The 25,123-nt window shown below is 70.5% G+C and carries 10 protein-coding genes; 4 read left to right on the top strand and 6 right to left on the bottom strand.

All coding sequences use genetic code 11. From position 1 onward, the window contains the following. Window positions 1–303 precede the first annotated feature (303 nt). From ABZ404_RS07795 to ABZ404_RS07780, 4 genes are all read right to left on the bottom strand, one after another. Window positions 304–945, bottom strand: coding sequence for an ATP-binding protein (locus tag ABZ404_RS07795; protein ID WP_358836701.1), 642 nt, complete (start codon window positions 943–945; stop codon window positions 304–306). 116 nt (window positions 946–1,061) lie between these two features. Then, on the bottom strand, window positions 1,062–1,829 hold the full coding sequence (locus tag ABZ404_RS07790; protein WP_358836697.1) for an enoyl-CoA hydratase-related protein: 768 nt from the start codon (window positions 1,827–1,829) through the stop codon (window positions 1,062–1,064). An 85-nt stretch (window positions 1,830–1,914) separates the two neighbouring features. Then, window positions 1,915–3,165, bottom strand: a complete 1,251-nt coding sequence (locus ABZ404_RS07785; protein ID WP_358836698.1) for an Ig-like domain-containing protein — start codon at window positions 3,163–3,165, stop codon at window positions 1,915–1,917. A gap of 260 nt (window positions 3,166–3,425) precedes the next feature. Further along, window positions 3,426–4,691 (bottom strand): Ig-like domain-containing protein, encoded by a 1,266-nt coding sequence (locus ABZ404_RS07780; RefSeq protein ID WP_358836699.1) that lies wholly within the window; start codon window positions 4,689–4,691, stop codon window positions 3,426–3,428. Window positions 4,692–4,906: 215 nt separating this feature from the next. On the opposite strand from ABZ404_RS07780, the gene glgX reads away from it, so the two are divergent. The 4 genes from glgX (at window position 4,907) to ABZ404_RS07760 (ending at window position 13,716) form a co-directional block, all read left to right on the top strand. Next, window positions 4,907–7,093, top strand: coding sequence for a glycogen debranching protein GlgX (glgX, locus tag ABZ404_RS07775; protein WP_358836702.1), 2,187 nt, complete (start codon window positions 4,907–4,909; stop codon window positions 7,091–7,093). A gap of 83 nt (window positions 7,094–7,176) precedes the next feature. Next, window positions 7,177–9,321: an ABC transporter transmembrane domain-containing protein gene (locus ABZ404_RS07770; RefSeq protein WP_358990242.1), complete on the top strand. Its 2,145-nt coding sequence runs from the start codon at window positions 7,177–7,179 to the stop codon at window positions 9,319–9,321. Beyond that, entirely contained in the window at window positions 9,318–11,231 is a 1,914-nt protein-coding gene (locus tag ABZ404_RS07765; RefSeq protein ID WP_358833787.1) for an ABC transporter ATP-binding protein, read from the top strand. The genes ABZ404_RS07770 and ABZ404_RS07765 overlap by 4 nt, the downstream gene beginning before the upstream one ends. A 445-nt stretch (window positions 11,232–11,676) precedes the next feature. Further along, window positions 11,677–13,716 carry a M4 family metallopeptidase gene (locus ABZ404_RS07760; RefSeq protein ID WP_358833788.1) on the top strand — a complete coding sequence of 680 codons (2,040 nt, stop codon included), beginning with the start codon at window positions 11,677–11,679 and terminating at the stop codon, window positions 13,714–13,716. 116 nt (window positions 13,717–13,832) lie between these two features. Here ABZ404_RS07760 and ABZ404_RS07755 read toward each other — a convergent pair whose 3' ends face one another. Both ABZ404_RS07755 and ABZ404_RS07750 read right to left on the bottom strand, forming a co-directional pair. Further along, the gene (locus ABZ404_RS07755; protein ID WP_358833789.1) at window positions 13,833–14,408 is read right to left on the bottom strand and encodes a suppressor of fused domain protein; all 576 of its coding nucleotides are present in this window, start codon (window positions 14,406–14,408) and stop codon (window positions 13,833–13,835) included. A gap of 9 nt (window positions 14,409–14,417) precedes the next feature. Beyond that, window positions 14,418–25,046 carry a LamG-like jellyroll fold domain-containing protein gene (locus ABZ404_RS07750; RefSeq protein ID WP_358833790.1) on the bottom strand — a complete coding sequence of 3,543 codons (10,629 nt, stop codon included), beginning with the start codon at window positions 25,044–25,046 and terminating at the stop codon, window positions 14,418–14,420. Between the last annotated feature and the right edge of the window lie 77 nt (window positions 25,047–25,123).

Genomic DNA, 25,123 nt, shown 5'->3' with positions numbered 1-25,123 from the left:
CACTCAGCGGTACCCATACTTATTCAGCATTTGGAAGGTGCGTGCTCTAACTCACCTACGATTCAGAGCTAAACTGTAGCGGTATGGGGAAGTTTGTCCGAGTAAGGACTTTTGGCGTGAAGGCCCCCCGTCTGCCATAGTCGGAGACACGACCCCTCATTGACCCGAGTTCGGTCGTCCTCAGTCGCCGTGGATCACACCCCCTCCGGTTCCACGGCGGCGCTCCGCAGAAGCCCCCGCAGGCAGGCCGTACCCGGCAGGCACGGGGGCTTCGGCGCGTTCGGGGCCATGGACGAGCGGCTGTCAGCGGTCGGCGACCCGCATCTCGAACCAGGTGGTCTTGCCGCGCGGCAGCAGATCCACGCCCCAGCGGTCGGAGAGCTTGTCGACGAGGAAGAGGCCGCGCCCGCTGGTGTCCATCTCGTGGACCGGCATCAGACAGGGCAGCCCGCGCGAGGGGTCGCGCACCTCGATCCTGATCCAGCCGCGCCGCCGCAGCATCCGCAGCCCGAAGGCGCGGGCGCCGGTGTGACGGACCGCGTTGCCGACCAGTTCGGAGACGAGCAGGATCGCCTGTTCGGCGAGGGCCGGGGAGAGCGCCCACTGGCGCAGTATCACGCACTGGGTGAGCCGGCGCGCGGTCGCCGCGGACTCGGGCCGGGACGGCAGCCGCACTTCCTCGTCCGTCGGGTTGCCGAACAACTCCAGTGCCTTGAGCGCCCGTTCGTCCTCGACGGCAGGCGACCACCGAGCCGCGGTCGCGCCGCCGCGCTGCCGCGGTTGTTCCACACCCTCCAGCCCCGCCATGCCCCCATCATGGCCGCCCGGAGCCGTCTCCGGGGGCGTTCCTGGGGAAAACGGCCCCCGGAACCAGAGGTTCCGGGGAGCTCGTTCAGCATGCGCCGACGGCCGTGGATCATGCCCGTACCGGCCGCGAACTGCGATGACGGGCCGCGACCGGCTGATCACCAAGCGTTCGGGGACGGCCGTACTTAAGGCTGTCTTAAGGCCAGGCTAATCCACCCGCAGGGTGTACGGCGCTCTTGCCGGCCGGGGGACGGTCAGAGGAACTTGGCCTTGCCCGGGCCCTCCTCGACGAAGCTCCGCATCCCGCGCTCGCGGTCCTCGGTCGCGAACAGCCCGGCGAACCAGTTGCGTTCGACGGCGAGGCCGGTCTCGATGTCCGTCTCCAGTCCCGCGTCGACGCACTCCTTGGCGGCGCGCAGCGCGAGCGCCGGTCCCTGGGCGAGCTTCGCCGCCCAGGCGTGCGCCTCGGCGTACACCTGGTCCGCGGCGACCACCCGGTCCACCAGGCCCAGCGCCAGGGCCTCTTCGGCCTTGACCATCCGGCCGGTGAAGATGAGGTCCTTGGCCCGGGACGGGCCGATCAGCCGGGACAGCCGCTGGGTGCCGCCCGCGCCCGGGATCAGGCCGAGCAGGATCTCGGGCTGGCCCAGCTTGGCGTTGTCGGCGGCGATACGGAAGTCGGCGCAGAGCGCCAGCTCGCAGCCGCCGCCGAGCGCGTACCCGGTGACGGCGGCGACGACGGGCTTGGGGATGCGCGCGACGGCGGTGAAGGACTCCTGGAGCGCGCGGGAGCGCACCACCATGGCGGCGTGGTCCATCGCCTGCATCTCCTTGATGTCCGCGCCCGCCGCGAACACCTTCTCACCGCCGTAGATCACCACGGCGCGTACGTCGTCACGGCGGCCCGCCTCCTCGGCGAGCTCGCGCAGCCGGTCCTGGATCGCGATGTCCAGGGCGTTCATCGGGGGGCGGTCCAGGCGGAGGGTGCCGACGCCTTCGGAGACTTCGAGGGTCACAGTCATGCCAGCAGGTTAGTGGCCGTTAACGACGGCGGACCCGGTGCCGTTGGTCACAGCACCGGGTCCGTCGCGAAGGAGGGAGGGGGTATTACTTCGTCCACTCCGCCCAGGACAGGTTCCAGCCGTTGAGGCCGTTGTCCGGCTGGATCTGCTTGTCCTTGGAGTTCTTCACGACGACCACGTCACCGATGAGCGAGCGGTCGTAGAACCAGGCCGCCGGGGTGGAGGAGTCGCCCGCGCCGCGCGCGTCGCGCAGACCCACGCAGCCGTGGCTGGTGTTGGTGTTGCCGAACACCGACGGGTCGCCCCAGTAGTTGCCGTGGATGAAGGTGCCCGAGCTCGACAGGCGCATCGCGTGCGGCACGTCCTTGATGTCGTACTCGCCGCCGAAGCCCACGGTGGCGCCGTTCATCCGGGTCACCTGGTACTTCTCGCTGATCACCATCTGGCCGTTGTACGTGGTGTTCGCCGGGGAGCCCGCGCTGATCGGGATGGTGCGCAGGACCTTGCCGTCGCGCACGACGGTCATGGTGTGGGCGGCGGCGTCCACGGTGGAGACCTGCGAGCGGCCCACGGTGAACTTCACCGTACGGGTCTGCTTGCCGTAGACACCGGGGCGGCCCTCGACGCCGTCGAGGTTGAACTTGACGGTCACCTTGGTGCCGGCGGCCCAGTACTTCTCGGGGCGGAAGTCCAGGCGGTCGTTGCCGAACCAGTGGCCCTCGACCGGCACCGACGGCTCGGCCGTCACCTTGATGGCCTTCTCGACGGCCTGCGGGTTGGTGATGCCGCGGCTGAAGTTGATGGACACCGGCATGCCGACGCCGACGGTGTCGCCGTCCTCGGGGGCGTAGGTGCCGATGAAGGTGTTCTTCGGGACGAGCGTGGTGAAGGTGGTGTCCTTGGCGGACTCGCGGCCGTCCTCGTCCTTGGCGACCGCGTGCACCTTGTACTTGGTGGCGGAGGCGAGGTGCTGGTCCGGGGCCCAGGTGCTGCCGTCGGCGGAGATCTTCCCGGCCACCGCGTTGCCCTTGGTGTCGGCGACCGCGACGGCGGTGAGCCTGCCCTGGGAGGCGGAGATCTTCAGCGCGCCGCTGGTCGCCACGTCGGCGGAGCCGTCCTTGGGCGCCACGGTCACGACCGCGGCGGAGGCCTTGGTGTCCTCGGCCGCCTTGCCGGCGCCCGCCTTGCCCTTGCCGTCCCCGCCCCCGGAGTCGTCGCCACCGCACGCCGAGACCAGCAGGAGCAGCGCCCCCAGCAGCAGAGCCAGCAGACCGGGCGTACCGCGCCGCCGTCCCGCCGCTCTGGTCGGAGCCCCCGATATGTGCTGCCCGTTCACGACAGTTCTCTCCCCTCGCACGGCCGGGAACACGCCACGGCCCGCACTGAAAAACACCCCCGTGCGCGTCCTCGCGCGCACACGATTGCTTAGGTAATCACACCGGAAGCGCACACGACGCCACACGAATGTCACCGTTCAGTCCCAATGGTCCCGTGCGTTCGCCGGGGCTCCCTCGCGACGTCACCGGGGGTGTGTACGGGCCCGGACCCGGCCGGCGGGAGAGGGCCGGCGGGCGGGGCCGTACGTCGAGGGAGGCGTCAGAGCGCCGAGCCCGCCCTCCACTTCGCCCAGGACAGGTTCCAGCCACCGAGGCCGTTGTCGGGCGCGACCGTCTTGTCCCGGGAGTTGACCACCTCCACCACGTCCCCGACGAGCGTGCGGTCGAAGAACCAGCCCGCCGGGGTGTCGGGGCTGCCGCCCTTCACATCGCGCAGGCCCACACAGCCGTGGCTGGTGTTGCTGGAGCCGAAGGTGGTCGGGGGGGCCCAGTAGTTGCCGTGCAGGAAGGTGCCGGAGGCGGTCAGCCGGATGGCGTGCGGCACGTCCGGGATGTCGTACTCCCCGCCGAAGCCGACCGTACGGCTGTTCATCCGCGTCACGTCGAACATCTCGGTGACCACCATCTTGCCGTTGTACGTGGTGTTCTTGGGCGACCCCGCCGAGATCGGGACCGTACTGACCAGCTCGCCGCCGCGGCGCACCTCCATCGTGTGCGCCTCGGCGTCCACCAGGGACTCCTGGGCGCGCCCGATGGTGAAGCCGACCCGCTTCTCCTGGATGCCGTAGACCCCCGGGGCGCCGGGGACGTCGCGCAGCCGCATGTCGACGGTGACCCTGGTGCCCGGCCTCCAGTACTCCCGGGGCCGGAAGTCGAGCCGCTCCTTGCCGAACCAGTGGCCCACCACCGGCACCGGCGGGCTCGCCGTGACCTTGATGGCGCGCTCCACGGCCGCCCTGTTCCCGATCGGCTGGTTGAAGGTGAACGAGACGATCATGCCGACGCCGACCGTGGAGCGGTTCTCCGGTGTGAAGTAGCCGATGAACCGGTGCTCGGGCACCAGCGTGGTGAAGCTGGTGTGCCGCGCCTGGCGGTGGCCGTGGCCGTCCAGCGCCACCGCGTCCACCGTGTACTTGGCGGCCAGTTCCAGCCGTCCCGCCGCCTGGCCGGCCGGCTCCCAGGAGAGGCCGTCCTCGCTGATCCGGCCCGGCACCTCCTCGGGCTGGGCGTCCTCGGCCTTCATGACCTTGACCCGTTCCAGGCGCCCGTCGGGCACCCGCACCACGATCCTCCCGTCCGCCTTGACGCCCTTGGCCCCGTCGTCCGGCGTCACCCGGATCACGTCCCGGGGCGCGGGCGCCTTGCCCGCCACCACGTCCTTGACTCCGGCGACGCCGCCGAGGCCGCCGACGCCGCCGTGGCTGCCGCTGCACCCGGCCGCCCCGGCGACCAGCGCCGCCGTCAGTCCGACCCATGCCAGGGCGGCCGCGGTGCTCGCCCCTGCCCGCTTCAGTACGAATCTCACGACCGGTCAACGACTCCGCCCGGCCCGGGGAAACGTGAGTACGAGCCGGGTAACGGGAAGAACCCCTGCGAGGACACGCGTGGAGAGCCGCGGCCGGGACGCCGCGCTCGTCCAGGCGCCGAGCCGCGGGAGGCCGAGGGGTGTCGAGCGCAGCCGAGCAGGAGGCGGAGCGGGGGGTGGGGCGACCGGCTCCGCACGAGGAAGGGCACCGGGAACTGAACGGGCACCGCGACCGCCGGCTCGGCTCCACCGGGCCGCCGCCTGTCTGGCCGGGCACGCCGACCCCGCTGGGGGCCCGGTTCCGGGTGGGTCCTGACGGGGTGGCGGGCACCAACTTCGCGCTCTGGGCGGGCGGGGCGGAGGCGGTGGAGCTGTGCCTGTTCGACGCGGCGGGCACCGAGACCCGACTCCCGCTGGTCGAGCTCACCCATGAGATCTGGCACGGTTTCGTCCCCGGCGTACGGCCGGGCCGGCGGTACGGCTACCGGGTGCACGGCCGCTGGGACCCGTGGACCGGGGCCCGCTGGAACCCGTCGAAGCTGCTCCTCGACCCGTACGCGCGCGCGGTCGACGGCGACTTCACGCTGCCGCCGCAGGTGTACGGGCACGTCCGGGACTGGCCGCAGCAGCACGTGGCCGACACGGTCCGCGACGGCCGGGACTCGGCGCCGTACGTCCCCAAGGGAGTCGTCGTCCACGATGACGACGACTGGGCCGACGACCGCCGCCCCAAGACGCCGTGGGCGGACTCGGTCATCTACGAACTGCACGTGCGCGGCTTCACCAAGCGGCACCCGGGGATTCCCGAGGAACTGCGCGGTACGTACGCCGGCCTGGCGCACCCGGCGGCGCTCGACCACCTCACCGGCCTCGGGGTGACGGCGGTCGAGCTGCTGCCGGTGCACCAGTTCGCCCACGAGGACCATCTGCTGCGCCGGGGCCTGCGCAACTACTGGGGCTACAACTCGGTCGGCTACTTCGCGCCGCACGCGGCCTACTCGGCGTCCGGCACGGCCGGGCAGCAGGTCGGCGAGTTCAAGCGGATGGTGCGGGCGCTGCACGCGGCGGGCATCGAGGTCATCCTCGACGTCGTCTACAACCACACGGCCGAGGCGGGCGAGCGCGGGCCGACGCTGTCGCTGCGCGGGATCGACAACAAGGGCTACTACCGGCTCCAGCCGGACGCCCGCCGGTACGCGGACTACACCGGCTGCGGCAACACCCTGCACGTGGTGCAGCCCCAGGTACTGCGGCTGATCACGGACTCGCTGCGGTACTGGGTGACGGAGATGGGGGTGGACGGCTTCCGCTTCGACCTCGCGGCGGCCCTCGCCCGCTCGATGCACGACGTCGACATGCTCTCCCCGTTCCTGGCCGTCATCGCCCAGGACCCGGTGCTGCGCCGGGTGAAGCTGATCGCGGAACCCTGGGACGTGGGGCGCGGCGGATACCAGGTCGGGGCCTTCCCGCCGCTGTGGACCGAGTGGAACGACCGCTACCGGGACGCGGTGCGGGACTTCTGGCGGGGCGCGCTGCCGGACGTACGCGATCTGGGCTACCGCCTGTCGGGGTCGAGCGACCTGTACGCCTGGGGCGGGCGCCGCCCGTACGCCTCGATCAACTTCATCACCGCGCACGACGGCTTCACCCTGCGCGACCTGGTGTCGTACGAGCGCAAGCACAACGAGGCGAACGGGGAGGGCAACCGGGACGGCACCGACGACAACCGGTCCTGGAACTGCGGGGTGGAGGGCGAGACGGACGACCCGGCGGTCAACGCCCTGCGCCGCCGCCAGCTCCGCAACCTGCTCACGACCCTCCTGGTCTCCACCGGGGTGCCGATGCTGGTGGCCGGGGACGAGATGGGGCGCACGCAGGGGGGCAACAACAACGCGTACTGCCAGGACGGGGAGGTGGGGTGGGTCGACTGGTCCCTTCTGGAGGAGCCGGGGCCGCGCGGCCTGCTCGAACTGGCCCGCCGCCTGCTGGCGCTGCGCCACCGCCATCCCGTGCTGCGCCGGCGCGCGTTCTTCTCCGGCCGGGCGCAGGGGGCGGACGGGCTGCGGGACCTGGCGTGGTTCACCGCGCGCGGGGAGGAGATGACCGAGCGGGACTGGTACGCGCCGACGGCCACGCTCGGGCTGTACCTCTCGGGCCGCGACATCCCCGGCCGCGACGCCCGGGGCGCTCCGGTGGTGGACGACAGCTTCCTGATCGTCCTGCACGCGGGAAGCCGCCCGACGCGGTTCGTGGTGCCGGGCCCGCCCTGGGGCGAGGCCTACGAGGTCCTGGTGGACACGGCGTCGGAGGACCAGTCGCGGGCGCCGGGGCGGGCGCACCGGGGCGGGGCGGAGGTGGAGGTGGGGGCGCGGTCGGTGCAGGTGCTGCGCGTGGCGGGCTGACCTTCCCGCGCCGCCCGCGCCACCGCTCTCCAGCCAAAAAGCCGGTGGGCGTTGTCGGCGGCGAAGTTTAGGCTCGATGGTTGATGCCCGACACATATGAACTCCACGATGCCCCCACCGGGAACCGGTCGACGGTCCGTACACTGCTGCGGCTCTGGCCGTACGTACGTCCCGTACGGGTCCGGCTCTTCACCGCCGCGACCGTCGCGGTCGTCGCGTCCTGCCTCGGTCTGGTGATCCCGCTCGTCCTGAAGTGGATCGTCGACGGCCCGGTGAGCGACGGCGACCCCGGCGGGGTCTGGCTCGGCGCGCTCGTCCTGCTGCTGCTCGGCGTGGCCGAGGCGCTCCTCTTCGGTCTGCGCCGGTGGCTGGTGGCGCGGCCGCTGGCCGGGGTGGAGGCGGCGATGCGGGCGGACCTGTACCGGCATGTCCAGCGGCTGCCGGTGTCCTTCCACGACCGGTGGCCCTCGGGCCAGTTGCTGTCGCGGGGCACCACGGATCTGAGCCTGGTACGGATGTTCCTGGCTTTCCCGTTGACCTTCCTGCTGGTCAACGGGGTGACCATCGTGGTGGGGTTCGTGATCCTGCTGTCGCAGGAGTGGACGCTGGGGCTGGTGCTGATCATCCCGGTGGTGCCGCTGGTGGCGCTGTGCTCGCTCTTCGAGACGCGGTACTCGCTGGCGGCGCGGCGGGCGCAGGACCAGGTGGGTGATCTGACGACGGTGGTCGAGGAGAGCGTGCTCGGCATCCGGATCATCAAGGGGTTCGGCCGCCATCGCGCCCAGGCGCGGGCGTTCGGGGAGCTGGCGCGGGGGCTGCGCGGCACCGAGCTGCACAAGGCGCGGCTGCTCGCGGCGCTGTGGGGCGTGATCACGGCGGTCCCGGAGCTGGCGATCGGGGCGGCGCTGGTGCTGGGGACGGTCCGGGTGGCCGACGGCGGCCTGTCGGCGGGGACGCTGGTGGCGTTCCTGTCCACGGCGCTGGCGCTGCGGTGGCCGGTGGACTCGATCGGGTTCCTGCTGGCGATGAGCCAGGAGGCGGGGACGGCGACGGAGCGGTTCTTCGAGGTCCTGGACGAGCCAGTCCCTCCGGCGGGAAAGCCCGCCACCCCGGGGACCACGCCCCCGGCCCCCGAGCGGCCGGCCCCTCATGCGTGCGAACCCGGCGTCCCGGGGGCCGCTGCCCCGGATCCCGGTGCGCGTCCTGACTGCGGGTCGGTGGGGGCCGGTCGCGCAGTTCCCCGCGCCCCTGAGGGGACGGGGCCTGCGGCCCCTGTCCCGGCCGAGGCGCCGCAGGCGCCTTCAGGGGCGCGGGGAACTGCGCGAGCAACCGAGCACGGCCCGCGGACGAATCCCCGGCCGGAAAGGGGCGCGGGGAACGGCGCGACCGGCCACCGAGCACCCGCGGACGAACTCCCGGCCGGGCAGGGGCGCGGGGAACCGCGCGACCAGCCACCCAGCACCCGCGGACAGGGCCCGGGCCAAGACCTCGGCATCCGCTTCCACCAGGTCTCCTTCCGCTACCCCGACGCGCCCCCGGACAGCCCGCCCCTGCTCACCCGCGTCGACCTGCACATCCGCAGTGGCGAGACCATGGCCGTCGTCGGAGGGACCGGGTCCGGGAAGACCACCCTCACCGCCCTCGTGCCGCGGCTGTACGAGGCCACGGGAGGGCGGATCACCCTCGACGGGGTCGACATCGCCGGCATGCCGCGCGACGAACTGCGCGCGCTCGTCGCCGTGGCCTTCGAGGAGCCGACCCTCTTCTCCGCCTCCGTGGGCGAGAACGTCCTGATGGGCGGCGGCGGCCCCGAGGACCTCGACCGCGCGCTGGACGTCGCGCAGGCCGGCTTCGTACGGGAGCTGCCGCACGGCGTCGACACCCAGGTCGGCGAGCAGGGGCTCAGCCTCTCCGGCGGGCAGCGCCAGCGGCTGGCGCTGGCGCGGGCGGTCGTCGGGCGGCCCAGGTTCCTGGTCCTGGACGACCCGCTCTCCGCGCTCGACGTGCACACCGAGGCCCGCGTCGAGGCGGCCCTGCGCGACGTGCTGCGCGAGACCACCGCGCTGGTGGTCGCCCACCGGCCGTCGACGGTGATGCTCGCCGACCGGGTCGCGCTGCTGTCCGACGGGCGCGTCGCCGCGGTCGGCACCCATCAGGAGCTGCTGCGGACCAACGCGGAGTACGCCTGGCTGATGTCCGGTACCGGGGACGAGGGGGAGAAGCGATGACCACCACCATCGGGGCGCAGTGGCAGGCCCAACCGGAGGAGCCGGAGGAGCCGGCGGAGCCGGACCGGCGGCGGCCCGCGGCGGATCCCTTCGACCGCGACGCCCTCCCCTCCCCGCCCGGCGCCACCCGCGCCCTCCTGCTCGACCTGCTGCGGCCGATGCGCCGGCGCGTCGTCGTCACCGCGCTGCTCATCCTGTTGCAGCAGGCCGCCGTGCAGGCGGGTCCGCTGCTGGTCGCGTACGCCATCGACCGCGGCGTGCCCGCCTTCCGGGCGCACGACTACGGACCGCTGATCGCCGTCGGCTCCGGCTACCTCGTCTGCGCCCTGGGCGCCGGACTGCTCCAGTACGCGTTCATCGGCGCCTCCACCCGTGTCGGCCAGGACATCCTGCTCGACCTGCGCGGACGGATCTTCCGGCACGCGCAGGCGCTGAGCGTGGACTTCCACGAGCGCTACACCTCGGGCCGGCTCATCTCCCGCTCCACCTCGGACGTGGAGTCGCTGCGCGAGCTCTTCAACGAGGGGCTCCAGGAGCTCATCGGCGTGGTGCTGTCCGCGGTGTACATCTGCGTGATGCTGCTCTGGCTGGACTGGGGCACCGGCGCCCTCGCGGTGGCCTCGTACGCGCCGCTGCACCTGCTGATCCGCCGCTACCGGCGCCGCGCGTCGGTGGCCTTCGACGCCCGCTCCACCGCCATCGCGGCCGTGATCGTCAAGTTCGCGGAGACCCTCAACGGCATCCGCCCGGTCCAGGCGTTCCGCCGGGAGCGCGCCAACGACGAGGAGTTCCAGCGGCTCAACCACCACCACGAGCGCACCAACGGCGACGCGATCCTGGAGATGGCGCAGTACGTGGTGGGCTCGCGCCTGGTGGCCAACACCGCCGTCGCCGCGATGGTGCTGTGGGGCGCCTACCGGGTCGCCGACGGCACCATGGCGCTCGGGGTGCTGGCGGCCGCCGTGCTGTATCTGCGGCGGCTGTACGACCCGATCGACCGGCTGGGGATGTTCCTCAACTCGTGCGAGGCCGCCGTCTCTTCGCTGGGGAAGATCGCCGGTCTCCTCGCGCAGCGGCCGACGGTGCCCGAGCCCGAGCGGCCGGTGCCGCTGCCGGAGCGCGGCGGTGAACTGCCGGGCCGCGAGGTCGTGTTCGAGGACGTGAGCTTCTCGTACCGGACGGGCGGCGAGGTGCTGCCCCGTTTCGACCTGACGATCCCCGCCGGGCAGACCGTGGCCGTGGTCGGCTCGACCGGCGCCGGCAAGTCCACCCTCGCCAAGCTGCTGGCCCGCTTCTACGACCCTTCCCCCACCCCCACGACAAGCTCCGAGCAGGGGGTGCCCCGGCCCGGCCGGGTGCTCCTCGACGGCGTCGACCTGCGCGAGCTCGCCACGCCCGACCTGCGGCGCGGGGTCGTGATGGTCACCCAGGAGGCGTTCCTCTTCTCCGGGACGGTCGCCGACAACATCGCCATCGGCCGCCCCGAGGCGACCCGCGAGGAGATCGAGCGGGCCGCGAAGGCGATCGGCGCGCACGACTTCATCGTCCGGCTGCCCGACGGCTACGACACGGACGTACGCAAGCGCGGCGGGCGCATCTCGGCGGGCCAGCGCCAGCTGGTGGCCTTCGCCCGGGCGCTGCTCGCGGACCCGGCGGTGCTGATCCTGGACGAGGCGACCTCGTCCCTGGACATCCCGGGCGAGCGGGCGGTGCAGCGCGCGATGCACACCGTGCTGCACGGCCGTACCGCCGTCGTCATCGCCCACCGGCTGTCGACCGTGGAGATCGCGGACCGGGTGCTGGTGATGGACCGCGGCCGGATCGTCGAGGACGGCTCCCCCGCCGAACTCATCGCGGGCACCGGCCGGTTCGCCCATCTGCACCGGGCCTGGCGCGAGAGCCTGGCGTAGCCGAAAGGGGCGCGGCGGGGGAACCGGTTCGCCGCCGCGCCCGTCCCACCTCATCGCCGTGTGCGGCGCACCGTCCGCCTGACGGACACCGGGCGGGGCCGGCGCGGGCCACCGCGAAGGCGCATTGCGGCCATTGTGCGAAGGGACCCGGGCAACCGTCGCGGGCACCCTTCGCGCTGGTGGGGCGGGGCGCGTATCCGGACACTCCCGTCGATCGCGGCGCACCCGACTGCACTCTGGACACACGGTGTTGACAAAGGAAACGTCCGCTTAACGAACGCCATCTTTCGTACAACGAACGATTTCCGGCCATCTTCTTGACGCGCTCCTGACAGCGGCAGGCCACTCCTGGCACTCTCTCCCCGATCCACGATTCACCGCTCCGCATGCTCCGCCCGGCCGGCCCTACCCAGCCGCCGGTACCCCCCTCGCAGAAGGAGTTCGCGTGAGATCCACGCACCGTCGTCGTGCCACCGCCACCGCCGCCCTGCTCTCCGCAGCCGCCATGCTCACCGTCGGAGTCCAGGCCACCAGTGCCAGCGCACGCCCCGACGACTCCGCGTCCGCAAGCGCCCTCAAGGCGCAGGCCGTACGCAACCCGGGCGCTCTGCCCGCCAAGCTCTCGCCCTCACAACGGGCCGAGCTCATACGCCAGGCCGGCGACAGCACGGCGGACACCGCCAAGAAGCTCGGCCTCGGCACCCAGGAGAAGCTCGTCGTCCGCGACGTGACCAAGGACCAGGACGGCACGACGCACACGCGGTACGAGCGCACCTACGCCGGACTGCCGGTCCTCGGCGGCGACCTCGTCGTCGACACGACCGCGAGCGGCCTGACGCGGGGTGTCACCAAGGCCTCCGGCGCCGAGCTGAAGAACGTCGCCACCACCGCCAAGCAGGGCCCGGCCGGCGCGCAGAAGCAGGCCCTCGCGGCCGCCGCCGACAAGGGCGCCAAGAAGGCCACCGCCGACCGCGCCCCGCGCAAGGTCGTCTGGATGGCCAAGGGCACGCCGACCCTCGCGTACGAGACGGTCGTCGGCGGTCTGCAGGAGGACGGCACGCCGAACCAGCTGCACGTCATCACCGACGCGTCGACCGGCGCCAAGCTGTACCAGTGGCAGGGCATCGAGACCGGTGTCGGCAACACCCACTACAGCGGCCAGGTCACCCTCGGCACCACGCAGTCGGGTTCGACGTACACGCTGACCGACGCCGGGCGCGGCGGTCACAAGACGTACAACCTGAACCACGGCTCCTCCGGCACCGGCACGCTGTTCTCGCAGTCCAGCGACACCTGGGGCGACGGCACCAACTCCAACCCCGCCACCGCGGGCGCCGACGCCGCCTACGGCGCGGGCCAGACCTGGGACTTCTACAAGAACGTCTTCGGCCGCAGCGGCATCCGCGGCGACGGCGTCGGCGCGTACTCCCGCGTCCACTACGGCAACGCGTACGTCAACGCGTTCTGGGACGACAGCTGCTTCTGCATGACGTACGGCGACGGCTCGGGCAACAACGACCCGCTGACCTCGCTGGACGTGGCGGGCCACGAGATGACGCACGGCGTCACCTCCAACACGGCGGGCCTGAACTACAGCGGTGAGTCCGGCGGCCTCAACGAGGCGACCTCGGACATCTTCGGCACCGCGGTGGAGTTCTACTCCAACAACTCCTCCGACGTCGGCGACTACCTCATCGGCGAGAAGATCAACATCAACGGCGACGGCACCCCGCTGCGCTACATGGACAAGCCGAGCAAGGACGGCGGCTCCAAGGACAGCTGGTACTCCGGCATCGGCAACCTGGACGTCCACTACTCCTCGGGCCCGGCGAACCACTGGTTCTACCTGGCCTCCGAGGGCAGCGGCACCAAGGTCATCAACGGCGTGACCTACAACTCGCCGACCTCCGACGGCCTGCCGGTCACCGGCATCGGCCGCGACAAGGCCCAGCTGATCTGGTACAAGGCGCTCACCACGAAGTTCAGCTCCACCACCAACTACGCGGGCGCCCGTACGGGCACCATCGCGGCGGCGACCGAGCTGTACGGGGCGGGCAGCGCCGAGGTCAACAACATCACCGACGCCTGGGCGGCCATCGCGGTCGGCGCCCGGCACGGCGGCACCGACCCGGGCGGCAAGGTCTTCGAGAACGGCACCAACGTCAACATCCCCGACTCCCCCGGAGCGGCGGTCACCTCGTCGGTCACCGTCTCGGGCGTCACGGGCAACGCGCCCAGCACCCTCAAGGTCGGCGTCAAGATCGTCCACACCTACATCGGCGACCTCCAGATCGACCTGGTGGCGCCCGACGGTTCGGTGTACGCGCTGAAGGCCACGGGCACGGGCGGCTCGACGGACAACATCGACACCACGTACACGGTCAACGCCTCCTCGGAGGTCGCCAACGGCACCTGGAAGCTGCGGGTCCAGGACAAGGCGGCGTACGACACGGGCTACATCGACAACTTCAAGCTCACGTTCTGAGCCTTCGGGCTCTGCTCACGGTCAGGCGGCTGACCGGGACGTGAAGGCAAAGGTGCCCGGGCCCCTGTGGGGGGTCCGGGCACCATTCGTTTTTGCGCGAGCCGTTCAGTCCGCCATCACAGGATGATTTCCCGACGGCGCAGATCGAGCAGGTCGGGATCCTGGCGGACCAGCTCCTGCTCGAACTCCTGCCAGCCCTTCTCCTTGACGAAGGCCGCCTCCGAGGGGCCGATCGGCACCAGCCACACCACGGAGACCGTGGTGCCGTTCTCCACGACGACCTCGGCGAAGTCGTCGTCAAAGTAGACCGGAGAGGACGCGTAGAGGGAGCTCAGGACACTGCCCGGCGCCAGTGGCATCGGCAGGGGGACCACGTCCCCGCGCAGCACCGCGTCGCCGCTGGTGACCAAGCGCTCCGACACGTACTCCAGGACGCCCGCGAACGGGCCGTACTCGTCACCCGCGAGCGGCCGGTTGCACCCCAGCAGCTCCAGGTGCTGATGACGGCCCGAGGTGCGGGAGACCAGCGGCGTGCTGAAGAGCCCGACGGTGGCGAAGGACTGGACGCCCTCCAGGGCACCCCCGGTGAAATATCCGACCTGGGGGGTGCCCGGAGGGGACTGCTCGGCCGCCGACCACGACCCGACCATCCGGCCGAGGCGTGCTTCCAAGTGGTTGACGAGAGCAGCCATGGCGATCAGCTAACCGTCCTGTCTGTTTCCGGCTGCGCGATTGCACGGCCTGCATTCGAGCTGGACATCGGTGTTGTAGTTGTCCAGGACTTCTTCACGCGTGACGTTCGGAGGGAACTTGCGGTTGCTCCACGACTCCGGGAAGTGCCCGCCGTCCCACATGCGGGGTCCACCGTTCGGGTCGTACGGATCGTCGTAGACCACACCCTCGCAGCTCGGGCCACCGCGGGAGCAGACTCTACCCTGCGACCCGTGCGGCCCCGGTGCGACCTCGGCGTCGTCCCACATCTGCCGCACCGTGGGGGTACGGAACGAGGGCCGGCTGGTGACGTGCCCGGACTCGTTGGTCCCCCGCAGCATGCCGTCGGGGTGCACCTGACCGGGCTTGATGCGGTCCGGGTTGGCCGCGAACCGGCCTCCGTGGCGCCACTGGCCGTTCCCGTCGGGCGCCGGTCCGCCGGTCGGGCAGACGTCGTCGGCGTTGTGGACCAGGACCTGCGAGTCGCCAGCCGCCACGAAGTACGTGTGCAGGCCGTCAACGCTCAGGTCGTAGGTGATCCGCACGGCCTTGTAGGACCGTACGTCGAGGATCGGGGTCCGTCCGCCGTCCGCGCCCTGAAGGACATGCTGCTTCTTCAGGTCGGCCGCCTGGGTCCAGGCGTTCGCCGTGGCGTCGTAGAACTGGTGGTGAGCGGTGGTCTGAATCGTCTTGGGACCGGACTTCGAGCCCACGACGACGTCGACGTAGTCGCGGTCGGTCTTGGTGACGATGACCGCCTTGACCCGGTGTCTCTCCTTCTTGTCCTTGCCCGGCTCGGCGGTCAGTACGTAGTCACCGACCCGGATCTGCGAGATGGCCTTGGTGGCGGTGGTCGACACCAGCACCGGCGTGTTGCGGGTGAAACTGTGCGGGGTGCACCCCTTGCGACCGTACTTGCTGAGCGCGGCGCCGAAGATACCGCCGAGCGCGGCACCGGCCACCGTCGCCTTGGCAGCGCCACTGGCGCTACAGCCCTCCCGGCTGCTGGAGCAGGAGACGCCGTACGTGGCGGCGCTCTCCGCGGCACCACTGGCCGCGCCTGTCACCGCACCCCGGGTCACGGCGCTGACCGCCGTGCTCAGGGCCCGACCGGCGACCGCACCCGCGCCCATACCGATCAGGCCGGTGGCCGCGCCGACCGCGGCGGCGCCGAGGAAACCGCTCAGCGTGTGCGGCCCGTCACTCATCGCGTAGCCGAGTGAGTTGATCAGCGCACCCGCACCGACCGCACAGGCCACCGCACCGACACCCGCCGTCGCCGCCGTACAGACGACGGCGGCCGCGATGCCCGCCACGATGGGGACGATGGTCGCTGCGTGCTGCTTCACATAGTTGGCCGTGGCTTTCGCTGCCTTCTTGACCGCTCTGCCGACCTTCTTGGCCGCCTTGACGACCTTGTGCGCGACGCTCTTGACCACCTTGGCCGCGTGCTTCACCGCGCGCTTGACGGTCCTGACCACCTTGTGGACGTAGTGCTTGACGCGCTTGTACGTCCGCTTGACGTATCTCTTGACCCTCTTGACGGCATCATGCACGTAGTGCACGGCCTTGCGGACCGCGTGCTTGACCCGCTTGACCGCCTTCTTGACCGCGTGCTTGATCTTCTTCGCGGCCTTCTTGACCACCTTGGCGACGTGCTTGACGGCCTTCTTGGTCTTGTGCCAGGCGGACTTGGCGGTGTGCTTGACCTTCTTCTTGAACTTCTTCCAGGCACCACCGATGCTCCAGTGACCAGTGGGGTCGGTCATCGTCATCGGGTTGGCGTCGGCGTAGGCGAACTTGTTGGCGCCGATCGAGGCCGGCAGGCCGTCCACGTCCGCCGTGTCCCGGCTGTTGAACTGGCCGGTCTGCGGCGAGTACCAGCGAGCCGCCATGTTGACCTTGGCCGTCTCGGGGTCGGTCCAACCCGACTGGTAGCCGAGCTGACCCAGCATGGAGGCGGTCTGGTTGACCTTGCCGAACGGCGAGTAGGTGGTCGACCCCGACAGCGCCTCGCCGCCCGCCGTGAACTGCGCGATCACATCGCTGTGGACATCGGTCATCGCGAGCACCGAACTGGTGCCCGACTTGATGCCGAGCAACCCGCCGTCGGCGTTGCGGCTGTAGACCGACGAGCCGTCGGAGGCCACGTCGTTGCCCAAGCCGCTGTACTGGAAGGTGAACATCGGGCCGGTGCCGGGGTCGCTGGCGGTGAGCACCCGGTCCAGACCGTCGTACGCGTACGTACGGTCGCCCTCGTTGATCACCCGATTGAACGCGTCCGCCTTGATGACATTGACCTTGTTGCCGTCGTCGGTCATCGAACTCATCGTGCCGCGGGCGGTGTACGCGTACGCGTTGTGCCCGTCCGAGGTGAGCTGGTTGCGGGCGTCGTAGGTGTAGGTGTCGCCGCCCACGCGCGTCCGGTTGCCGGAGGCGTCGTAGCCGTAGCTTTCGGTAGTGCTCCCGTTGTTCCAGGACGTCAGGCGGTTGGCCCAGTCATAGGTGTAGGTGTTGGCGGACGCGCCCGCGACTCCGGTCGTCGTCTTGGACGTCTCGTTGCCGTTCTCGTCGTACCCGTAGCTCACCGAGGCCAGCGTCTTGCCGGTCGGGGAGGTCAGGGTGTCCGACTTGAGCCGTTCCAGGGCGTCGTAACCGAAGGCGCGCTTGGCCTTGCCGGCGCCGTAGTCGATCGACTTGACGTTGCTGTTGACGTCGTAGCCGTAGGTCAGCGTGGAGCCGGTGGCGCCGTCGTTGACCGTGGACAGCCGTCCCGCGGTGTCATAGCCGTAGGTGGAGGTACCGGACGCGTCCGTGCGCGTGGTCATCCTGCCGTCGCCGTTGTAGGCGAAGGAGGAGGAACCCGACGCGCCGCTGGCCGACAGGAGCTGGCCCCGGTCGTCGTAGCTGAACGTGTCCTTGCCGGTGTCGGCGTCGGTACCGGTGACCGAGACGATCCGGTCGTCGGCGTCATAGCCGTAGGTGTGGTCGGCCGTGGCCGCCTCGGCACCCGTACCGGTCTGCCTGGTCAGTCGTCCCTTCGCGTCGTAGTCGTCGACGACCTTCACGCCACCGGGCGAACGCTCCTCCTTCACCCGCCCATTGGCGTCGTAGATCGTGGTGAAGGTGCGGTCGGCCGCGTTGGGATAAGCGGGCGTGGCAGGCTCGATCGTCGACTCCGGGCTGCCCCACGAGTTGTACGTCGTAAGGAAGGCGTTGTTGCGGCCGTCGGTGAACCGCGTCCTGTTGCCCGCCGCGTCGTACCCGAAGGTCGCGATGATCGTCTCGGTCGCGGAGACAGGCTGCACAGCCTTGGTGATCATTCCGGTCGCGTCCACCGTGAAGTCGGTGGTGTGCCCGCGGAAGTCGGTCACAGAGGACTGCCGCCCCATCCGGTCGTACGTCGAGCGCGTGGTCCGCAGTACGTTGCCGGTCGCGTCCAGGTCACTCATCGAGACCAGCTGGCCGAACCCGTCATACGTGTTCTTGGTGCTCGTCCCGTCCGGATCCGTGGACGTGAGCATCTGCCCGTCCATGTCGTACGTGTACCGCGTGGTGTTACCGGCCCCGTCCGTGCTGGAAGTGATCTCTCCCAACGCGTTGTACCCGTAGGACTGGCTCACCCCGGCCGGGCTGAGAACCCGCGACAGCTGCTGCCCCGGCGCGTCGTAATAGTTGATCGCCGTGAACGCCCGCTGCGTCGGCTGGCGCACGATGTCCGTGCTGGTGACCTCGCGGCCCAGGTAGTCATACGTCGACTCCTGGCGCGCCCCGTTCGGGCGCGTCGCCGAGAGCTGGTCGCCGTTCGTGTCGTACGTGTACTTCGTGGTGTCGCCGCCCGGCTCCTTCACCGAGGCCAGGTCGCCGAGCTGGGTGTAGGTGTACTCGGTGCGGTTGCCCAGCGGGTCGATCTCCGCGGAGACCTGGCCGAGGTGGTTGTACTCGTTCCAGGACACCGACTTGATCGGGGCCGTGGCACCCGGCGGGGTGTAGTCGGGCAGGGTGGTCGAGGACTCCTGGCCCTCGCCGTCGTAGGCCGTCACCGTGACGTTGCCGAGCGGGTCCGAGGACTCGGTCTGCTCGCCGAACGTGTTGTAGCCGGTGAGCGAGACCGGGCGGACCGACGACGGGGCGCCGCCGTTCTGCTCGGCGTTCACGGCCGGCTCGGTGACGCTGGTCTGCTGGCCCGACTCGTCGTAGCCGTAGTCGGTGACCGCGCCGTTGGCGTCCGTCATCGACACCGGCATACCGCGCTGGTCCAGGTTCCAGCTCGTGGTGCGCACCGAGCTGCCGGCCGCCGGGAGCGTCTTGCCGTAGACGGCGGAGACCTGCGTCGCGGTCAGCGCCTCGCCGTAGACCTGGACGTCCGCGAGGGAACCCTTGTGGTACTCGCCCTGTGTACCGGCCGACATGCGGCGGCCGATCTGGAGCGGTCCCGTGGCCTCCCACGACCCGCTGTACGGGGTCGTCGCCTTCAGCGCGCCGTTGACGTAGAGGCGGATCTCGCCCGCCGCCGCGTCGTAGACACCCGTCAGATGGGTCCAGGTGTTGGCCGTCACCGCCGCCGTGCCGGAGGTGGCACGGGCCAGGGTCGGGGCCGCCACGTCACCGGAGGTGCGGTTGAACGACCAGCCGTACGCCGTGGAGTAGTACAGCTGGAAGCCGTGGTCCGCGGTGCCGTCCTGGGAGACGAAGGTGTGGTTGGCGGTGGTGTCGGCCAGCTTCACCCAGGTGGAGACGGTGAAGCCGCCGTTGGTGTTGACGGCCGGGCCGGTGGCCTGGCCGTAGGCGTTCGCGGTGCCGTCGAAGACCGCGCTGCCGCCCTGCTCGGTGGAGCGGGTGACCCCGCTGCCGAGGGTGACCTTGTTGTTGCCGCCCGAGGAGTCGGCGGCGAGTGTGCCGCTGGTCTCGTTCAGCTTCCAGCGGCCGACCGGCGCGGTGGTGCCGTCGTGGACGGTGTTGCCGGTGACGTTGCCGAGCGCGTCGTAGCGCGTGTCGGTGGTGCTGGTGTCACCGGTGGGGTCGTAGTCCGTCTCGGACACGACGTTGTCGTCCGGGTCGTACGAGACCTTGGTGCTCCGGGCGAGCCCGCCCGGGTCCATCGTGGTCGACGTCGTGCGGTCGGCCGCGTCCACCGTGAAGGAGGTGGTCGTGGTGCCGTCGTTGGTCACCTGCTTGACCAGGTTCCCGGCCGCGTCATAGGTGTTCGCCTGCTCGGTGAACGCCTTGTTGTTCTGCGGGTCCTTGCGCACCACCGTCGCGGACAGGCCGTCGTCGGTGTAGGTGTACTCGGTCACCCAGCCCATCGCGTCGGTGATCGACGCGAGCCGGCCCGCCGGGTCGTACGCCCGCGACTCCTGCACCAGCTTCGTCGGGGACGACGGGCTGTTGGGGTCACCGGTGTAGTTGAGCAGGCTGGTGGTGAGGGGACGGCCCTCGGCGTCGAAGGTGTACTCGTTGACGTTCCCGGCCGGGTCCGTCTCCTTGACCTTGTTGCCGTAGACGTCGTACTCGAACGCCGTGGTGTCGCCGCCCGGGTCCGTCCGGGTCGCGACCCGGTTGTAGGCGTCGTACGTCAGCGACGTGACGCGCGCGGTGTCACCGCCGCTCGCGTCCGCGACCGTCTGCGACTGGACGTTGCCGTCCGGGTCGTAGACCGTAACCGACTTCGCCTGGTGCACCGCGCCGGTGACCCGGTTGGTGACCTTGGGGCTGATCTCCGAGACGACCTGGTCGTCCTTGTCGTACGCCAGCGTCGTCGTCAGACCCGCCGGGTAGGAGTCGGAGACCTCGGTCTTGGTGATCTGACGGCCCAGGTTGTCGTACGTGTACTTCACCGAGGCGCCGTTGGCGTCGGTGACCTGCGCCAGATCGCCGTTCTTGAAGTACGTGTACGAGGTGGTACGCCCGCCCGGCGTGCGCACCGAGGCGACCAGACCCGCCGGGGCGTAATTGGTGCCGCCCTCGGCCGCGACCGTGGTCGCGGTGGTGTACACCGTGGACGCGGTGCGGCCCGCGGGCGAGCCCGGCACCGGCGGAGTGGTCACCGCGGTGACGTTTCCGGCCGTGTCATAGGTGTAGCTGGTGAGGTAGGTGTTGTCGGTGGGCCCGGAGGAACGGCCGTCGCGCTCGGTGAGCATCAGGTCGTTGCGCGGATCCATCGCCGGGAAGAGCGTGGTCGCGTCCGGGTAGTACGTGTAGTACTCGGTGGCGCACTGGTTGGCGGCCGCGTTCTGGCAGGTGGTCGTGGAGACCGTGTTGCCGCGCACGTCGTGGCCGGTCACCGAGCGGTTGCCGTTGGCGTCCGTCACCGTGTGCAGGAAGCCCGAGGTGTCGTAGCCGTAGGTGGTCCGGTTGCCGTTGGTGTCGACCGCCGCGAGCAGGCGGTTGCCGAGCTCCGCGTCGTACACGTAGGTCAGCGTCTTGTCGGTCGGGTCGGTCAGCTTGACCGTACGGACCGGAGCGGTGCCCGAGGAGGACTTGGCCGCCGCGTAGTGGCGGGCCGCCTCGTCCTCGCTCAGCGCGGCGTCGTAGAAGGCGACCTCGGCGATCGAGCCGTCGAAGTAGCCCACGTCCGAGGCCGAGCTGATCCAGCCCTTGGTGAAGCCCGCGCCGATGAAGGTGCGGGTGGTCGTCTGATCGGCGGCGGCGCCGGTGTAGTCGGCCTGCTTCACGCCGTCCAGGTACAGCGTCTGGGTGGTGCCGGAGGCGGAGAGGACCGCGTGGTGCCAGGCGTTGTCGGTGACCGTCGCCTTGGAGCCGAAGTCGGTCGTGCCGCTGCCGGAGGCGCTCCACCAGTGGCCGCGCAGCTTGCCGTCCGCGCCCACGTACATCAGCGGCGAGTAGGAACCGCTCACGCCCGCCGGGTCGTTGGGGACCCGGGCCTGGTCGGCCGCGATGACTCCGGGCTTGGCGGTGCGGAACCACAGCTCGATGGCCCGGTTGCCGGAGCGGTGCAGCGGGGCGTACGGCAGCTCGGCGAAGGAGGTGGAGCCGTCGAAGTCCACCGCGGTGGCGTCGTCGGGACCGAAGGGACCCTCCGCGCCCTGGGTGACCGTGTTGTACGTGCCGAGGCCGGTGTGGACCTCGTTGGCGGCCTGGGCCGCGCCCTGGACGTCGCCGAGGCGCCAGTACCCGGACGGGGCGGCGCCCATCACCGAGGAGCGGTAGACCTGCGAGGAGCCGGTGACGGTGGCGGGGTTGAGCTTCCAGGTGCCGCCGTCGCCGTCGACGGCCTGGGTGACCGTGTCGTCGGCGGTGGAGTAGGTGACGGCGCTCTGGACCTTGCCGTTCGGCGTGGTGATCTTGTTGAGGAGTCCGGCCGGCCGGGTCGCCGCCTGGTACTGGGCGGTGATGACGTCCTGGCTCAGCGGCTCGGAGTAGATCGCCGCCTCGGCGAGCTGGCCGCTGAAGTGGCCGAGCGGGTCGGCCGCGTTCATGTTCGGCCAGCCGTCGGTGTTCACACCGGCGCCGAGGGTGAGGTAGGGCTGGGCCCAGTCGTTGATGGTGCCGGACTTGGTGCCCTGGGCGACGCCGTCGAGGTAGAGCGACATGGTGGTGGCGGCGCCGGTGAGGACGGCCTGGTGCCACTTGTTGTCGTTGACGGCGGCGGCCGAGACGATCGTGGTGTTGCAGCCGGGCGACGAGGCGAAGCAGCCGTGCAGCTTGCCGTCGGTGCCCACGTAGACCGCCGGGGTGTTGTGGGTCGTGGAGCCCACCGGGTCGGGGTCGCTCAGCGGCTTGTCGCCGTAGTAGAAGAGGACACCGCCCGCCTGGGAGGTCTTGAACCAGAGCGAGACGCTCGCGTACGAGGGGGTCGCGCCCGGGGCGCTGGGTATCTCCACGTAGCTGCTGGTGCCGTTGAACGACGCCGTGGGCTGGGTGGACCCGGCGAGCACGGCCGTGCCGCCGGTGGTCACGTCGTGGTAGATGCCGTTGTACTTGCCCTGGTTGAGGTCGACGGCGTCCTTGGCGACCGGGTCACCGGCCGCCTCGCCGAGCCGCCAGTACGCGAACGGGTCCTCGTCCAGGACCGTGGTGCGGTAGTGGTTGCCGGTGGCGTAGGAGTACGTGATGCACTTCGACCAGTCGGCGGGCGGGCACACCGAGGTGAGCTTGTCACCGGTGTAGCCGTACTTCCACGTCTGCGCGGTGGTGGCGTCACTCGGCGTCGAGGGGTCGGTGGCGACCGTCGCGACGTGTGCCGCACTCGCCCCGGCCGGGGTCTGCCAGGTGAGGCCCAGGGAGCGGTTGGACGTGGTGTTGGTGATCTTGGTCAGCTGGTTGCCGGTGTAGAAAAACGTTTCACCACGGTTCGCGAAGTCCGTGATGGACTTGATCGCGTACACCCCCGCCCGGGCGGTGGTCTGGGTGAAGCTGTAGGTGGTGAAGTCCTTGTCGACCAGCGTGTAGCCGCCGGTGACCGCCTGGAAGCGGGCGTAGCGGCCCAGCGGCGGGACGAAGGTGCCGTCGCTGTTGCGGCCGAAGGCGACCTGCTCACCGCCCGGGTAGGTGATGACCACGCTCGTGACCGTGCCGGAGCCGTCCTTGACCTCGGCGGCCTTCATGTCCGCGATGGTCGACCAGCCCGCGCCGAACGCGCTGTCCTGGCGCGGGTCGAGGCTGTTGTACGAGCGCTCGATGGAGAGGGAGGGCCCGGTGACCTCCACGTCCGCGTCGGTGTCGTCGGTGGTGTAGTTGCCGTCGCTCGGGTCGAACTCGTGGCCGTCGGTGTTCTGGGTGAGCCCCGAGGTCACCGGCGGCTGCGGCACCGCGGTGGTGAACCGGCTGTCGTAGGTGACCGTGTTGGTGCCGTCGCTGACCGTGGCGAACCAGAGGTAGTTCTTGCTCCACTTCAGCTTGCCCGCCGGGATCGCCCAGGCGCCCTTGGTCAGGGTGCCGGAGCTGGCCACCGCGGTCTGGCTGGTGGAGTCGGCGTCGAAGACGTCGAAGGAGTACGACAGCGGGTTCGGGCCCTTGTCGGCGTCGGTCGCGTAGACCGTGAGCTCCGGGCGGAGCGTGTTGGCCTGGTAGTTGGCCGGCGGGTACTGGGAGTTGACCTGCGGGGCCACATTGGCGGTGTAGGTCAGGTCCAGGGCCGGACGGAAGCCCGCGGTGGTGGAGTTGTCGGAGTGGAACTTCTTCCAGTGCAGCCCGTCACTGGTGATCGCGGTCATCGCGAGGCCGTAGTTGGCGCCGCCGCCCGCGACCGTGTTGAACCAGCTCGTGTTGAGCGGGACGGGCATCTTCACGCCGACGCTCGTGGAGCCGGAGGAGTTGGAGCAGGACGCGCCGGGCGCCGGTGTCGCCGAGCCGATGGCCGAGCCGTAGGTCGGGCCGGGGTAGCTGGTGACCGTGGAGGGCGTCCAGGCCTTGGTGACCGGGTGGACGTTGAACGGCTCGGCGGTGCAGGTCGCCGACCAGATCGCGTACACGTTCAGGGTCGCCGCGGTGACCTTCTGGCCCGCCAGCGTGGTGCCGAGCGAGGAGAACTGGAGGAACGAGTTCGCCTTGTTGGTGCCCGAGTCGTAGGACCCCACCTTGATCATGTTCTCGGTGGAGTGGTCCCCGGAGATCGTGTTCTGGGTGTAGGTCGAGTTGCTGGCCGCCACCGTCGGGTCGACGGTGACCGGGAAGACCCGCCGGGGGTCGTCGAGCCAGGCACGGTCGGCGGTCATCCGCAGCGCGGGGGCGCCGTCCAGGGTGGTGAGCTCGTAGCTGACCGCGCGCGACTGGGCGGCGTCGCCCGAGCGCGGGTCGATCTTGGAGTCCTCCATGAAGGCGTGCGGCACGGTCGCCGTCACCTTGCCGTCGGCGTCGGTGAACACCACGTCGCCGTTCTCGGCGACCTTGGGGGTGAGCCCCTTGGCCTTGAGCGGGAAGAGCCACGTGTTGGGCGCCGCCTTGGAGCGCAGGACGATCCGCTCCTTGAAGCCCTCGGTCAGCGGCGACAGCTTCAGATCGGTGTCCTTGAGGACGTCCTTGTAGGTGGCGGTGGACTCGCCGTCGACCACCGGCTCGCTCCTGGCGGCGCCGTGCAGTCCGTACGCCAGCGCGCGCCCGGAGCCGAAGTCGACCGAGGCGAGGTCGGGGGTGGCGGCGTCGGGCGCGAAGGTGACGGCGAGCGAGTTGGCGTTCTCGGCCAGCCGCCCGTTCTTCTCCTCGCGCAGTGTGGTGTCGATCGGCTTCCAGGCGCCGTCGGCGCCCTTGAAGTTGGAGCGGCCGGTGTAGTGGCGGACCGTCGTGGAGCCGTCGGCGTTGGTGAAGAAGTCCGAGGTCGCCGTCGACTTCCTGGCGTCGCGCTTGCTGGTGCGCGCGTCGAAGCTCTTGGCACCTCCGGCCGCCTTGCCGGTCTTCGTCAGCTCGGGCTTGTCCTCGGGCCGCCGGTACTCGGCGAGTTCGCCCTTGCCCTTGCCGGGCTTGTGGCCGCTGCCGCCCTTGGCGCGGGTCTGCTTGGCCGTGGCGCTGTGGCTCTTGCCCCTGGCCGTACCGCTCTGCTGGTCCGGGGTGTCGAGCGGGGACTTGTTCGCCCACTCCCACAGACCCGACAGGGACCACTTCGGCATCGAAAGCCGGGGCAGGGTGGCCCCGGTCGCCTCCGCCGTCTCCGTGGTGAGCATGAAGGAGAAAGCCAGCAGGACCAGAAGGGCGATCCTTCTGGTCCTGCGGCGCCCGGTACTACCGGGTGGGAACAACA

The organism is Streptomyces sp. NPDC005878 (genome assembly GCF_040629815.1).
Classification (GTDB): Bacteria; Actinomycetota; Actinomycetes; order Streptomycetales; family Streptomycetaceae; genus Streptomyces.
The sequence above is the reverse complement of the archived record's forward strand: the minus strand, read 5'-3'. Positions and strand labels throughout refer to the sequence as shown.

Bases quoted from the DNA above. Each gene is read 5' to 3' on its own strand.
- ABZ404_RS07750 (WP_358833790.1), bottom strand. From the start codon at position 25,046: ATGCTCACCACGGAGACGGCGGAGGCGACCGGGGCCACCCTGCCCCGG.
- ABZ404_RS07755 (WP_358833789.1), bottom strand. From the start codon at position 14,408: ATGGCTGCTCTCGTCAACCACTTGGAAGCACGCCTCGGCCGGATGGTC.
- ABZ404_RS07770 (WP_358990242.1), top strand. From the start codon at position 7,177: ATGCCCGACACATATGAACTCCACGATGCCCCCACCGGGAACCGGTCG.
- ABZ404_RS07790 (WP_358836697.1), bottom strand. From the start codon at position 1,829: ATGACTGTGACCCTCGAAGTCTCCGAAGGCGTCGGCACCCTCCGCCTG.
- ABZ404_RS07765 (WP_358833787.1), top strand. From the start codon at position 9,318: ATGACCACCACCATCGGGGCGCAGTGGCAGGCCCAACCGGAGGAGCCG.